Origin of the sequence: Suttonella indologenes (assembly GCF_900460215.1) — a bacterium.
In the GTDB taxonomy this organism is placed as follows: domain Bacteria; phylum Pseudomonadota; class Gammaproteobacteria; order Cardiobacteriales; family Cardiobacteriaceae; genus Suttonella; species Suttonella indologenes.
Genome location: NZ_UHIA01000003.1, coordinates 521,331 through 534,963 on the forward strand (window position 1 = coordinate 521,331; position 13,633 = coordinate 534,963).

Annotated in this window: 13 protein-coding genes and 1 pseudogene; 3 read left to right on the top strand and 11 right to left on the bottom strand. The window is 46.8% G+C overall.

Annotated features, from left to right (window positions below):
• The first annotated feature begins 46 nt into the window (after positions 1–46).
• Positions 47–1,087: pseudogene (locus DYC63_RS02905) on the top strand (IS256 family transposase).
• A 129-nt stretch (positions 1,088–1,216) separates the two neighbouring features.
• Here the strand turns inward: DYC63_RS02905 and DYC63_RS02910 are convergent.
• On the bottom strand, positions 1,217–1,729 hold the full coding sequence (locus DYC63_RS02910; RefSeq protein WP_115217850.1) for a methylated-DNA--[protein]-cysteine S-methyltransferase: 513 nt from the start codon (positions 1,727–1,729) through the stop codon (positions 1,217–1,219).
• 49 nt (positions 1,730–1,778) lie between these two features.
• Positions 1,779–3,365 (bottom strand): BCCT family transporter, encoded by a 1,587-nt coding sequence (locus DYC63_RS02915; protein WP_115217851.1) that lies wholly within the window; start codon positions 3,363–3,365, stop codon positions 1,779–1,781.
• Between the two features lie 166 nt (positions 3,366–3,531).
• Here DYC63_RS02915 and DYC63_RS12565 point away from each other — a divergent pair, with 166 nt between their 5' ends.
• Together DYC63_RS12565 and DYC63_RS02920 are read left to right on the top strand one after the other, a co-directional pair.
• Positions 3,532–3,693, top strand: a complete 162-nt coding sequence (locus DYC63_RS12565) for a hypothetical protein (RefSeq protein WP_172459385.1) — start codon at positions 3,532–3,534, stop codon at positions 3,691–3,693.
• 128 nt (positions 3,694–3,821) lie between these two features.
• On the top strand, positions 3,822–4,814 hold the full coding sequence (locus DYC63_RS02920) for a glycosyltransferase (protein ID WP_115217852.1): 993 nt from the start codon (positions 3,822–3,824) through the stop codon (positions 4,812–4,814).
• 33 nt (positions 4,815–4,847) lie between these two features.
• Here the strand turns inward: DYC63_RS02920 and DYC63_RS02925 are convergent, their stop codons facing one another.
• The 9 genes from DYC63_RS02925 to DYC63_RS02965 form a co-directional block, all read right to left on the bottom strand.
• A complete protein-coding gene (locus DYC63_RS02925) occupies positions 4,848–5,183 on the bottom strand; it encodes an L-rhamnose mutarotase (RefSeq protein ID WP_115217853.1) in 336 nt (111 codons plus the stop codon).
• A 56-nt stretch (positions 5,184–5,239) separates the two neighbouring features.
• Positions 5,240–6,247 (bottom strand): ABC transporter permease, encoded by a 1,008-nt coding sequence (locus DYC63_RS02930; RefSeq protein ID WP_115217854.1) that lies wholly within the window; start codon positions 6,245–6,247, stop codon positions 5,240–5,242.
• A 10-nt stretch (positions 6,248–6,257) separates the two neighbouring features.
• Positions 6,258–7,835: a sugar ABC transporter ATP-binding protein gene (locus tag DYC63_RS02935; protein WP_115217855.1), complete on the bottom strand. Its 1,578-nt coding sequence runs from the start codon at positions 7,833–7,835 to the stop codon at positions 6,258–6,260.
• Between the two features lie 70 nt (positions 7,836–7,905).
• Entirely contained in the window at positions 7,906–8,910 is a 1,005-nt protein-coding gene (locus tag DYC63_RS02940; protein WP_115217856.1) for a sugar ABC transporter substrate-binding protein, read from the bottom strand.
• 27 nt (positions 8,911–8,937) lie between these two features.
• Positions 8,938–9,705, bottom strand: coding sequence for an L-fucose dehydrogenase (locus tag DYC63_RS02945; RefSeq protein WP_115217857.1), 768 nt, complete (start codon positions 9,703–9,705; stop codon positions 8,938–8,940).
• Between the two features lie 2 nt (positions 9,706–9,707).
• Positions 9,708–10,595: an amidohydrolase family protein gene (locus DYC63_RS02950; RefSeq protein ID WP_115217858.1), complete on the bottom strand. Its 888-nt coding sequence runs from the start codon at positions 10,593–10,595 to the stop codon at positions 9,708–9,710.
• A gap of 15 nt (positions 10,596–10,610) precedes the next feature.
• Complete coding sequence (locus DYC63_RS02955; RefSeq protein WP_115217859.1) at positions 10,611–11,894, bottom strand: L-fuconate dehydratase; 1,284 nt, start codon at positions 11,892–11,894, stop codon at positions 10,611–10,613.
• Between the two features lie 40 nt (positions 11,895–11,934).
• Positions 11,935–12,783, bottom strand: a complete 849-nt coding sequence (locus tag DYC63_RS02960) for a fumarylacetoacetate hydrolase family protein (RefSeq protein WP_115217860.1) — start codon at positions 12,781–12,783, stop codon at positions 11,935–11,937.
• Positions 12,784–12,795: 12 nt separating this feature from the next.
• Positions 12,796–13,554 (bottom strand): SDR family oxidoreductase, encoded by a 759-nt coding sequence (locus DYC63_RS02965; protein WP_115218046.1) that lies wholly within the window; start codon positions 13,552–13,554, stop codon positions 12,796–12,798.
• Between the last annotated feature and the right edge of the window lie 79 nt (positions 13,555–13,633).

Sequence of the window (13,633 nt, forward strand, 5' to 3'; positions counted from 1 at the left end):
AAAAACTGTGTCACTCCCATAAACTATCCAGAAAACAAGGAATGACATTATGCAACACTTTGACTTTAACGAAGCTTTAACAGCCATTCAATCAGGTAAGCCCATCACAGGCAGTGATGGGGTCCTAGCCCCGCTTATTAAACAACTTACTGAAGCAGCTTTATCAGCTGAAATAGAAAGTTATCTTGGGCAGAATCTCAATAGTAATAACCGCCGTAACGGTTACAGTAAAAAGACGGTCAAATCGGCACTTGGCAGCTTCGAACTTGAAACTCCTCGTGACCGCAATGGAGAATTTGAGCCTGTCTTAGTCAAGAAACACCAAACTAAGCTCAGCCCTGAAATAGACAATCGTATCGTATGGCTTGATGCTATTCACTATAAGGTCAAAGATGAGCGACGCTATGTCAATAAAGCAGTCTATACACTGTTAGCCCTCAATACTGAGGGGCATAAAGAGCTTATTGGACTTTACTGCTCTGAAAGTGAGGGCGCCAATTATTGGCTGTTTGTGCTGATGGATTTACACAATCGTGGCGTAGAAGATATTCTTATTGCCTGTGTTGATGGTTTAAAAGGCTTCCCTGAAGCCATTGAGGCGATATTTCCTAATACCGAGGTACAGTTGTGCGTGATTGATCAAATCCGTAACAGTATTCGTTACATAGCCAGCAAGGAGCAAAAAGCCTTTATGTGTGATTTAAAGCCTGTGTATAAGGCGGTTAATAAAGAATCTGCCGAATTGGCCCTTGATGAACTCGACAGACTCTGGGGCAGTAAATATCCTGCGGTGATAGCTTCTTGGCGAGAGAAATGGCATTTACTATCGGCTTATTTTAAGTACCCTGAGGCAGTCAGGAAACCCATTTATACCACCAATACGGTTGAAGCGCTGCATCGCCAGTTTCGTAAGTTGACTAAAACTAAAGGGGCTTTCCCCAATGAAAACAGCTTGCTTAGATTACTGTATGTGGCTATGCTAAATGCCGGTGAGAAATGGACATGACCTATCAACAATTGGGGACAAACTATGATGCAGTTGTCTATCCATTTCCCCGGGTGCTTAGATAAGGTGATGAGCCTTTGATTGAACTGACACAGATTTCTGAACGCCCTCTATTGTAAGTTGTTTAGAATAAAAAGTTGTTGATTATGCTTGTACCCCTAAGGCAATATTTGTTTTAGGGGTTTTTTTTATGGAGATAAAAGCAACGATTTAAGAGGCGCAGTATTGTTGCTCAAGATTTAGGAGTTGCTCTTTGGTATTTATTCCGCCAGCAAAACCTTGCAGCTGTCCGTTTTTAGCAATGATGCGATGACAAGGAATAATGATGGCAAGCGGATTGGCAGCAATAGCATTGGCAACAGCACGAATTGCATTGGGGCGCTCAATATTATAGGCAATTTGCTGATAATAACTGGTTTTCCCGTAGTCAATATAGCGTAGCGCTTGCCAGACTTGCTGTTGAAAAGCTGTGCCGATAGGGCGTAGAGGTAAAATGAATTTATGACGTTTGCCAGTAAAATATTCCTCTAATTGCTGTCTGACATGTTGTAAGAGCAGGGTGTCTTGATTAATGATGCTTTGCTGTGCGCGCTCGCTTAAACGCTTGATAAAGGCGTTATGCTTAGGGCGATTGTGCCAATCACATAAACAAAGCTGATAGTTATATTCCCCTAATAGAAGTTCGCCCACAGGGGAGGTATAGGTTTGGGTATAAATAGACATTTTAAAATTAAGATGAGCTGGAGGTTACCAGCTCATCTTTTCTATGGGTTTAATTAGAGTTTTTCTCTTGTTGCTGTTTGAGTAGCTCGGCAGCAATTTTATCCACTTCATCTTGATTTGGGCGCTGTGTGGGCATTTGAATTGGAATAACCATATCTGCTTCAAATTTTAACACCTTGATAATCGCCATAAGCATGATGATTAGAATGATGGTGAAAGGTAGCCCTGCAACAATCGCGGCAGATTGTAAGCTTTTGAGTCCGCCGGAAGCCAATAGAGCCAAAGAAATTAAAGCAAGCAATACGCCCCAAAACATTTTGATTTTAAATTTAGGCTGTAACGACCCACCACTGCTCATGCTCGCCAAAATATAGGTGGCGGAATCGGCAGAGGTAATCAAAAATGTTGCAATTAAAATGATAGTTGCTGTTGAGGTGATTAGCGGTATAGGTAAAGCATGCAAAAATGCATACATCGCTTGGGTGTTATCTTGAGCAACAATTTGTGCGATTTGTCCACTTTCATATAAATCCATGAAGATGGCGCTGCCGCCAAAAGCTGCAATCCAAATAAAGGAAATCATTGGCGGGACAATCAATACGCCTATAACAAACTCTCTAATGGTACGCCCGCGCGAGATACGTGCGATGAAAGCGCCAATAAAAGGACTCCAAGAAATAACCCATGCCCAATAAAATACGGTCCATTTTTCAACCCAGTTTTGTTTGATTTGGTATGGGTCTAGACGTAGGCTGTATTCGATAAAGTGGCTGAGGTAGTCTCCAATGCCTGTTACAAATGCTTTGAAGATAACTGTGGTTGGTCCAAGAATAACGACAAAAACGGTCAATCCAAAGGCGATAAAGATATTTAGATTAGATAGAAATTTGACGCCACGATGCAAGCCAGTGGTTGCAGAAATCATAAAAATAATAGCCAGCACAATGGTGATGATGATTTCAACCAAAGTATTTTTAGGGAGTCCAAACACTTGTGATAAACCACCATTAATTTGCAAAACGCCTAATCCTAGTGAAATGGCAATTCCGACAACTGTGGCGAAAATAGCTAAAATATCAATAAAATATCTTTTTTTACCGCCATAGTCTTTACCAAAAACAGATTCGAGCGAAGTGGATATCAAGCCATCTTGTTTCATGCGAAATTGAAACAGACCGATAATTAAACCTGCAATGGCAAAAATTGACCACTGGGAAACGCCCCAATGGAAAAAGGTATAGCCCATAGCAAGGCGCGCGCTTTCTATAGATTGAGGCTCAATGCCAACCATGGGTGGATTTAGATAATGGGTCATTGGTTCAGCGACGCCCCAAAAAACAATCCCCACACCAAGACCTCCTGAAAATAACATGCCAATCCATGAGATGGTGTCAAATTCTGGTTCTTCATCAAAGCGCCCGAGTTTGAGTTTGCCGTAGCGTGTAAAGATAATCGCAATTAAAAAGACATCAAATACGAATACCGATAGCATAAATACCCAGCCAAATGTGCTTGCAACCCAATCATAGGTGCTGGCAGCAACGTTGCCAAAGGCGGTAGGGAAGAAAAATCCAATAATGGTAAAGGCAATAATCAATGCCGCAGATAAAGTGAGAACGGGGGAAAAAGATTTCATAGTATTGAAGGCATATTGAAAATATGCGCGCTAGTATACCCAAACATTGCCAATCTACAAAGATAGAATTTAGATAAAGCGCTTTTGTTATTTTTCTAACGTAAATACTTGTCTGCAATTGGTATAAAATAGCGCGTTTTTGTGTTGTTGTTTAGTCTAGTAGAGGGTGATATGGCAATTAGACAATGACATCGACCCGCACAATACCCAAATCACGCCGCCGAGCGTGCAAGACATCAAAGCCTTCCGCTGCGCCTCGCTGACCCTCGGCATCATGCTGCTCTCCTGCCGCCTGACCTTGGCAACCATCGCTCTCGCGGCGCAATAAAAAACCATCTGCCACTGACGGTTACTATCAGAACCATCAGTGGCAGATGGGCAAGTTTCTAAAAATTGATTTTGAGATGTCTATTATATAAGCTAGACTTTTAAATTATTTGAAAAAGATGTTACAAAATGAAAATTGCAATTGTACAAAACAGCTTTATTCCTGCTCATCAATATGGCGGTACAGAGCGCGTTATTTGGGGCTTGGGAAAAGCTTTAGTCCAATTAGGACATGAAGTAGTTTTTATCGTCAAACAAGGTTCTCATTGTCCATTCGCACCAATTATTCCCTATGACAGCATTCACGATATCAGTCAAGATTTACCACAAGATATTGACATAGTGCATTTTCATAGCGGTGCAGTCGGTATGGAAAAATTAACTACGCCTTATGTGTTCACATTACACGGCAATATATACAACAATGATGCTAAATTGCAGCGCAACACCATTTTTATATCCCAAAATCATGCGCAACGCTTCGGCGGACAATGCTTTGTCCATAACGGTTTGGATTGGGAAGATTATGACAAACCCGATTTAAAGCAATCACAAAAATTTTTCCATTTTCTTGCAAAAGCTGCATGGAAAGTCAAAAACGTTCGCGGCGCAATTGATTTGGTTAAATCTTTGTCTGATGAAAAATTATATGTACTCGGCGGTTATCGATTTAACCTCAAAATGGGGTTGCGCTTTACCTTTACGCCTAAAGCCCGATTTTTTGGTATGGTCAGTAATGCGGAAAAATCGCGTTATTTACCACAATCTAAAGGCTTGCTATTTCCCGTTTTGTGGCATGAGCCTTTTGGTTTGGCTGTAGTGGAAAGCCTATATTACGGCGCACCTGTTTTTGCTACGCCCTATGGCTCACTACCTGAAATCGTATCTCCTGAAATGGGATTTTTATCTAACAGCCAAAGCGAATTACGCCATGCCATGCAATATTGGGGAGATTTTAATCGGCAACATTGCCATGACTATGCGCGAGAAAAATTCAGCGCCATGCGTATGACAAAAGACTATCTGGAAAAATATGAACGCGTATTAAGCGGCGAATGTTTAAACGCAGTACCTCCACGCGGCTCGGAAAATAAAAGAACATTATTAGATTGGCTGCCCTAAAACTTCAGACCATTCATAAACAGCTGAATTAGACTAATGATTTTTCTCCAAATCAAAAATCTCTGCCGCCAATTGCCATTTACCAGCCACACCATCAAAGCGCTGTTGATAGGTATCCATTAATTCTTCCCATGCTTGAACATCAGGATTATGCTCCGCCATTTGATGTAAACGCTCCCAAGTAAACGCCGGTTTCGCTGTGACAAGCATCACCAAACGATTTTGAAAGCGGTGAATGCTCATGCTTTCAATGCCTGCACTGCGTAAATGGGCATATACTTGTGCCCAAATTTTTTGATGATAATGCTCATATTCGGCGATTAATTGCGGATCGTTTTTTAAATCTAGTAATAAGACAAATTCTTGCATAGCTGTTTCCTAACCATAAAAAAAGCGCTTTGAGCATTCTCAAAGCGCTTAGCACATTAATCCTGCGGTTTGCCTGAAGCAATACGCGAAATAATCAATGCAAATAAGATAAATGTTCCCGTAATAAACTCAATCACCGTGCCTGAGACTTGCAATGATCGCAATAATTGGTCGATAAATTTAAGCAGTAAAATGCCTGTGACTGCGCCAAAGATTGAGCCTCGACCGCCGTTTAAAGAAATGCCGCCGATCACACATGCGGCAAAGACCGTGAAAATGTAGCCCGATCCTTGCGACTGCCCTACGGAAGCATATTGCGAGGTGTACAGTACGCCTGCCAATGCCGCCATGAGACTGGCGGCAATGAGTACGCCCATAATCACTTTTTCACTTTGAATGCCGGCGGCTTTTGCTGCCGGCGCATTGCCGCCGACGGCATAGAGTGCGCGACCGTGGCGCGTGAACTGCATAAACAAAATCAATACCACCGCCAAGCTCACAAATACCCAAAACGACAGCGACATGCCTAAAAAGCTAAAATGCGCCAAGCCTGCGATCGATTTGGGCAATTGGTATAAGCTTGCACCGCCAGTTAAGAAGGTTTGCAGACCACGTAAAGCGGTGAGCATACCCAATGTGACGATAAAACCGTTCAGGCGGAATTTGACAATCATCACTGCATTAATCAAGCCCACCGCTGCGCCGACCAATAATACGACCGGCAATGCCAAAAAATCCGGCAAAAAAGCACCGCTTACATTCGGCGCAAAGCCAATGCCGGCAACCGCCCAAACGGCAATCGCCGGCGCCAGTCCAAAGGTCGATTCCAGCGATAAATCCATACGCCCGATGATAATCACCATCGCCTGCGCCAATACTAAAATGCCAATTTGCGTGGCTTGTTCAATGGGAATTTTCAAAATACCCCATGTCAGAAAATTATCCGTGGTCAAATGCCCAATCAGCAAAATCAGCAAAATGGGCGGAACTAAGACAAAATCGCGCAAACTGCTCCAACGAAATCCGCTTGATGGACTGCTTTGATTCGGGGTTGTGGTACTCATACATTTTCCTCTATATGTGTTGTGCTTGTTCTTGCGCCGCCTGCGGCACAAATTGATAGGGTGCTTCGTCTGCTTCGAGCATGCCTTCCATCGCGGCAATCAGCATATTATCGTTCCAGCCTTGCTTGAATTCATGCGCCATTTTGCCATGCTGCATTACAATCACACGGTCGCAGCCGCGCACATCGTCTAAATCGTCAGAGACGATAATCACTGCCATCTCGCGCCGCTCCGCTTCCTGCGCCACATAGTCAAGCAGCGTATGTTTGCTTTTAATATCCACACCGGCGGTAGGATTAATCATCACAAGCAGCTGCGGTTCATTTGCCATGGCACGCGCCTGTACGACTTTCTGTTGATTGCCACCACTCAATCCTGCCACTTCCTGCTCAGCGCCATAAGTTTTCACATCAAGGGCTTTAATCCATTGCGAAGCCAAATTGAAGCGTTTTTGGCGGTCAATGATGCCCAATTTAGCACTGGAAAGCTCAGGCAAAATGGTCATGGTGGCATTTTCTTCAATACTCATTTCCGGCACAAAACCGCCGTGATGCCTGTCTTGCGGCACAAAACCAATACCCGCATCAAGCGCGGCACGCACGCTGTCACGCGCATATGTTTTGCCATTGATATAAATCTCGCCGCCGACCGCACTTTGCAAGCCGACAATAGTCTCCGCCAAGCCTACTTTGCCGCAGCCGCCCAAGCCGACCAAACCGACCATTTCGCGTTTTTTCACTGCAAAATTCAGATTGTTAAAACGGAACCGATGACTTAAATTCGACACTTCCAATACACGCTCATCAGGTAATTCGCGCGGCGTATACACTTTGTCTTCATAACGCTCACCCGTCATGGCTTCAATCATCTGTTTTTGCGGAAATTCGGCGACCGGTGCCGTCACAATATGCCTTGCATCGCGGTATACGGTCACATCGTGGCAGATGTCATATACTTCGGTTAAATGATGGGAAATAAATAAGAAAGTGACGCCCTGCTCCTGCAATTTGCGCATCCGCTCAAAAAGACGCGTAATGGCTTTGCCCTCGAGCATGGCGGTGGGTTCGTCCAAAATGATAAAACGCGCGCCATAAGAGAGAGAACGCGCGATTTCTACCAATTGCCGGTTTTCCACATCCAAGAGTCCTGCCTCCAAATGCACATCAACAGAAATATCCCAAGCATCAAGAATTTTTTGCGCTTCACGATTTACTTCACGCCAAGAAATCAGGCGTTTGCCCAAGTCTTGCCGATTAATAAGCAGATTCTCCGCTACCGTCAGATTAGGGAAAATGGTCGGTTTTTGATAGACACAAGCCACCCGCGATCGCCAAGCATTAACATCATTAAGTGCGGGTGCGGCTTCGCCGCTGAATTTCACCCAACCCTCATCGGGCGCATTCAGCCCCGTCAAAATGGAAACCAAGGTGGATTTGCCGGCTCCGTTGCGCCCGACAAGGGCATGAGTTCTGCCGGCATGAACCCTTAATTCTACGCCGTTTAAAGCCGTCGTTTTACCAAAGCGCTTGACCACCCCCTGCACTTCAACTAAAGGCACTGCGGCAGTTTGAGAGTTTTCCGTTGTCATATCGCTTCCTTTGTTATTGATTCAAAAAAGCGCTTTGCGTGAAAAGCACAAAGCGCTTGAACTTTAGGACTTAGTTATTACCCCACAGCGATTTATCATCAAACTTCACCGTCTGCAATTCACCCAAGGTCGCGCCATCTGCGCTCACCACAGGCGCGGCGATTTGGTCCTCCAACAAACCTTCACGCGGCTGCACGATATTGGAGCCGTGCTCGGTGGGACCTACTTGGAAGGTTTTGCCTTCAGCGGCGGCTTTGGCATAGAAAATCGCCCAATGCGCATAACCATCGGCAGGTTGGGAAATGGTGGCATCAATATCGCCGCGCGCAATCGCCTCCAGCTCCGATTTAATGCCGTCATTGGAAACAATCACAATATGCCCTGCCTGCCCTGCGGGTACGAGTTTGTTTTGCTGACGCAAAAATGCCAAAGTCGGCTGCAAATACACACCGCCCGCCTGCATATAAATGCCATTGACCTCGCCGCCTGCCAAAGCGGTTTGCAAACCTGCAATCGCAGGTTCGGCTTTCCAATCGGTCGGCACTTCAATCACTTTCATCTGCGGATATTTTTCTTTCATGCACGCAGCGAAGGCTTCGGAGCGGTCGCGCCCGTTGATGGAATTGAGCGCACCTTGAAACTCAACCACCGTGCCTTTACCACCTAATTTTTCACCCAAGACAATGCAGGCATTGCTGCCATAGGCTTTATTATCGGCGCGCACGACCATATACACTTTGCCCGCATCAGGACGGGTATCTACCGTCACCACCGGCACGCCTTTTTGCTCGGCGCTGTTCAAAGCGCTGATGGTGGCGGCGGTATCTTGCGGCGCCAGCACAATCGCATTCACATTGGATTGCAACATCTGCTGGGTATTGGCAATCATTTTTTGCGCATCATTGTTGGACGACGTATTAAACAATTTTACGCCCAATTCCTGTCCTTTTTGCGGCACATAATGTGCAAACGCCGTCCAGAAATCGGTATCGTTGCGCGGTTGGTCCAAGCCGATAGTGACCTCAGCCTGTGCCAAGCTGGCGACTAATGCCAATGCAAGAGCGGATTTTTTCATGATTATTCTCCTCTATTGTGGTTGAAATTACGTTAATGAGCGGTCGAGATGGGTATAACCGCCATCAACAAAAATCTGCTGCCCTGTGGTATGCGCTGAACGGCTAGAGAGTAAAAACACCGTCATTGCCGCAATCTCCTCAGGCGTGGTCATGCGTTTTTCCAGTGGGATTTTCGAGATAATGCTGTCTAACTTTTCTTGGGCATTCTCAAAGCTATCAATCCAGCGCCGATAAAGCGGCGTCATCACCTCGGCCGGCACCACCATATTCACCCGAATGCCGTCATCTAACAACGCCGCCGCCCATTCGCGCGTAAGCGCCGCGCGTGCGCCGTTGGCGGCACAGTAACCGCTGGTTTGCCCCTGCCCTGTCCATGCCGTTTTTGAGCCGATATTGACCACCGCGCCCTTGCTGGCACGCAAATGTGGCAAAGCGTGGTGCATCATGGCGAAATAATGGGTCAAATTTTTCTCCAATGAGGCGCGAAAGTCAGCCACCGAATGCTCAAGACTCACGTTATCATTCACCCCTGCGTTATTGACCAAACCGTCCAACCGCCCAAAGTGTTTAATACTTTTCGCAACCGCCCCTGCGCAGGCCTCATCATCGGATAACTCGGTAACAACATGAATGAAATGATTGCCAAAGCGCTTGGCAACGTCCTCATGAATCGCCGAACGCGCCACCACCGCCACCTTCGCGCCCTCATCAATCAAGGTTTGCGTAATCGCGCCGCCAATGCCGGCGCCGCCGCCCGTGACAATAAAAACCTTATCTTTTAAAAACAAATCCATCGCTAATCTCCCAGTCCGCCAATGCCATACCACCGTGCCGCCGTTTCTCCGCTCAAAGCGTTTTGCTCAGCAGCGCTCAAGCCTGCCAAAGCGCTATGCCAAAATTCAAGCACCTCGCCGCGCCTATGGCTTAACAAACACACAGGGTCATCACTGCCCAACATACAACGCGCCGCGCCAAACAATGTCAAAGCGCTTTCAACGTAAGGCTTGACCGTCTCCCAAGTCGAACCCGCACCCGCCTCTAGCAACAAACCCGAAATCTTCACGCCCACATGCGGCATTTGCGCCAATTCTTGCATCTGCCGATACCAAGCAGGGAAATCTTGGCGTAAATCTTGGCGTCCATTTGGAAACTGAGGTTTGCCAAGATGATCAAGCACCAAAAGCGCTTGGTCATGGCGCGCACAAAATGCCACCGCCGCCGCCAAATCCGCCTGTTTGACCAACACGTCATAAACAAAACCGCGCTGCTGAAGCGCACGCAGACCGCGATTAAAATCCGCCTGCGCCCAAAACGCGCTAGGATTGGCTTCATCTTGCACCAAATGACGAAAACCGCGTATTAACGGCTGGGCGCGGTAAACGTCCAAACGCTCGCCCACCGCCGCCGCGCACAAATCCACCCAGCCGACAATGCCCATAATCGGCGCTGCCCGAACCGTGTCATGTTGAATTGAGCCTTGTTGCGCTAAGGTCAGCAAAAAATCGTTCTCACGCTCACTAGAACGCGCTTGCACCGCAATCACGCCGTCCAACGCAAGCGCTTTGTCCAACTCGGCAGCGTCTTCAGGTAAAAAATCACGCTTAAACGCCGCCAAAGCATCCGTAATCCAGCTGTATTCTTGCGCGTTATAACGCCAATAATGGCGATGGGCATCGAGTTTCATGGCGCCAATCCTGACTTACTGCCCAAAGCGCTTTGAATACTGTCCGTGCAAACTCTCCGCTTTCATCTCAATCGAAAAACCTGCCAATTTCGGCGGCATATAGGCGGCGTTTTCAATCAGGCATGGCTCGATAAAATGCTCATGTAGGTGGTCAACGTATTCGGTGACGCGTCCTGATTTATCGCCCGAGAAGCAGAGATAATCAATCATGGAAAGATGTTGCACATATTCACACAACCCGACTCCGCCTGCGTGCGGACAGACTTTCAAGCCATATTTCGCCGCCATTAACAGCACTGCCAAGACTTCATTCAAGCCACCAATGCGACAAGCATCAATCTGCACAATGTCAATCGCCTCGCGCATGATAAATTGTTTGAACAAAATGCGGTTTTGGCACATCTCGCCCGTTGCCACTTGAATCGGCGCCACGGCTTGACGAATTGCACGATGCGCCTCCACATCATCGGGGCTAGTCGGCTCTTCAATGAACCAAGGTTTGGCAAATGCCAATTCCTTCACCCAATCAATGGCTTGCTGACGTTCCCAAATTTGGTTAGCATCAATCATCAAATGGCGCTGTTCGCCCAAAACTTCTCGCGCAATGCGCACGCGGCGTTTATCGTCTTCCAAATCGCGCCCGACTTTGAGTTTCACATAATTAAAGCCTGCATCAATGGCTTCTTGGCACAAACGGCGGAGTTTGTCATCGGGATAGCCCAGCCAACCTGCAGACGTGGTGTAGCAGGGATAGCCTTCTTCGAGCAAAGTGGTGCGGCGTTCGGCTTTGCCGTTGTCACGCTGTTTGAGCAATGAAAGCGCTTCATCAGGCGTGATGCAATCGCTTAAGTATCGAAAATCAATGCAATTAACCAATTCTTCCGCGCTCATATCAGAAACCAGCTGCCAGACGGGTTTGCCTGCTTCTTTGCCGTACCAATCCCAAAGCGCATTGACCACAGCCCCTGTTGCCAAGTGCATGGCGCCTTTGTCGGGGCCAATCCAACGCAATTGGCTGTCTGAGGTTAATTTGCGCCACACCGCCGCAGGACTTTGTTTGAATTCCTCTAAGCTCAAACCCACCACCAAATGGCGCATCGCTAAAATCGCGGCGCAGCAAATATCGTTACCGCGTCCAATGGTGAAGGTTAAGCCATGCCCATGATGCTGACCGTCGGTTTTTAAAATGACGTACGCGGCGGAATAATCGGGATCTGGGTTCATGGCATCAGAGCCATCTAAGTGTTGCGAGGTGGGGAAGCGAATATCAAATACTTCCAAATCAATAATTATGCTCATAATTTTTCCTCAAAAATGCCCAAAGCGCTTTGCTTTGCCTTTAGACGGCGGCAGGGTCATTGACCACTTTCTGGCGTTGCTCGCCCAAGCCTTCAATACCCAATCGGATGGTTTGTCCTACGCGTAAATACACAGGCGGTTTTTGCCCCAAGCCCACTCCCGGCGGCGTGCCTGTTGAAATCACATCGCCTGCATTTAGGGTCATGAATTGGCTTAAATAATGAATTAAATAGGGCACTTTAAAAATCATGGTGTTGGTGTTACCGTTTTGATAAGTAACGCCATCAACCTCGAGCCACATAGCTAAATTATTAAAATCCTTCACCTCATCTTTGGTCACCAAATAAGGCCCCATCGGACCGAAACGGTCGCAGCCTTTGCCTTTATCCCAAGTACCTTCGCGCTCCAGCTGATATTCGCGTTCGGAAACATCATTAATCACACAAAAACCCGCCACATAATCCAAAGCGCTTTCTTCGCTGATGTATTTACCCGTTTTTCCAATTACAACGCCCAATTCCACTTCCCAATCGGTTTTCTCCGAACCGCGCGGAATCCACACATCATCATTGGGTCCGCAAATGGCGCTTGTCCATTTGTTAAATACCACAGGCTCGGCAGGTACCGTCGCACCTGTTTCGGCGGCATGATCGGAGTAATTCAAACCAATGCAAATGAATTTACCGACCTTATCCACACAGGCACCCAAACGCGGATTGCCTTCAACAAAGGGCAAAGCGCTTTGATCTAAGCGCTTTAATTCCTCAAGCCGCGCCAAAGCCTGTCCATCAATATCTGCCACAATGGCGGATAAATCGCGCAATTGACCGTTCTCATCAATCAGCCCTGCTTTCTCTTGACCTTCTGCACCATAGCGCACTAATTTCATTTTAAAACTCCTTTAATTTGACCAACCGCCGTCAATAATATGCTGCGCCCCTGTCGTAAATCCCGACTCATCTGAAGCCAAATACACCGCCAGCGCGGCGATTTCAGCGGTTTTAGCAATTCTGCCCATCGGCTGACGCGCCACAAAATCCTTCATCACCTCATCAGCACTGCGCCCTTGTTGTACGGCTTGCGCGGCAATACGTTCATGCAAAGATGGCGATTCCACCGTACCGGGGCAAATCACATTCACCCGAATACCCTGTGTCACATAATCTGCCGCCAAGGCTTTGGTCAGACCAATTACAGCTGCCTTAGTCGTACTGTAGGCCAAACGATTGACCACCCCTTTCACACTCGATGCCGCCGAAGCCATGTTAATAATCGAAGCACCACCATTTTTGAGCATATGCGGCAATAAGCCTTGGATTAAATGAAATTGCGACATCACATTAATCTGCCATGAGCGGTTCATATCTTCCGCACTCGCCTGCAAAACATCGCCTGCCGCCACCCAGCCCGCGCAGTTAAATAAGACATTAGTCTGCGGATATTGCTGGCAAAATGCTTGAATGGCGGCGACATCGGTCACATCTAAGAAAGCGCTTTGAATGCGCCCTGTGCTATCTTCAGCGACCAAACTTTCCAAGGCGCTTTGGTTAATATCGGTGGCAATCACTGTTGCTCCTTCACGCGCGAAAGCTAAGGCTGTTTCGCGACCAATCCCTTGTCCTGCAGCGGTGATAAGGGCAAATTTATTTTCAAGACGCATCATTTACCTCTGCTGATATTTGATGAGGCTTAATATAAACAAAAAATTTGGTCTGTACAATATTTTTTTATCAGACCAA

What these genes read in the sequence shown, in the direction of transcription:
- DYC63_RS02910 (WP_115217850.1), bottom strand. Translation starts at nt 1,729, where the DNA reads ATGTCTATTTATACCCAAACCTATACCTCCCCTGTGGGCGAACTTCTA.
- DYC63_RS02915 (WP_115217851.1), bottom strand. Translation starts at nt 3,365, where the DNA reads ATGAAATCTTTTTCCCCCGTTCTCACTTTATCTGCGGCATTGATTATT.
- DYC63_RS02920 (WP_115217852.1), top strand. Translation starts at nt 3,822, where the DNA reads ATGAAAATTGCAATTGTACAAAACAGCTTTATTCCTGCTCATCAATAT.
- DYC63_RS02925 (WP_115217853.1), bottom strand. Translation starts at nt 5,183, where the DNA reads ATGCAAGAATTTGTCTTATTACTAGATTTAAAAAACGATCCGCAATTA.
- DYC63_RS02930 (WP_115217854.1), bottom strand. Translation starts at nt 6,247, where the DNA reads ATGAGTACCACAACCCCGAATCAAAGCAGTCCATCAAGCGGATTTCGT.
- DYC63_RS02935 (WP_115217855.1), bottom strand. Translation starts at nt 7,835, where the DNA reads ATGACAACGGAAAACTCTCAAACTGCCGCAGTGCCTTTAGTTGAAGTG.
- DYC63_RS02940 (WP_115217856.1), bottom strand. Translation starts at nt 8,910, where the DNA reads ATGAAAAAATCCGCTCTTGCATTGGCATTAGTCGCCAGCTTGGCACAG.
- DYC63_RS02945 (WP_115217857.1), bottom strand. Translation starts at nt 9,705, where the DNA reads ATGGATTTGTTTTTAAAAGATAAGGTTTTTATTGTCACGGGCGGCGGC.
- DYC63_RS02950 (WP_115217858.1), bottom strand. Translation starts at nt 10,595, where the DNA reads ATGAAACTCGATGCCCATCGCCATTATTGGCGTTATAACGCGCAAGAA.
- DYC63_RS02955 (WP_115217859.1), bottom strand. Translation starts at nt 11,894, where the DNA reads ATGAGCATAATTATTGATTTGGAAGTATTTGATATTCGCTTCCCCACC.
- DYC63_RS02960 (WP_115217860.1), bottom strand. Translation starts at nt 12,783, where the DNA reads ATGAAATTAGTGCGCTATGGTGCAGAAGGTCAAGAGAAAGCAGGGCTG.
- DYC63_RS02965 (WP_115218046.1), bottom strand. Translation starts at nt 13,554, where the DNA reads ATGCGTCTTGAAAATAAATTTGCCCTTATCACCGCTGCAGGACAAGGG.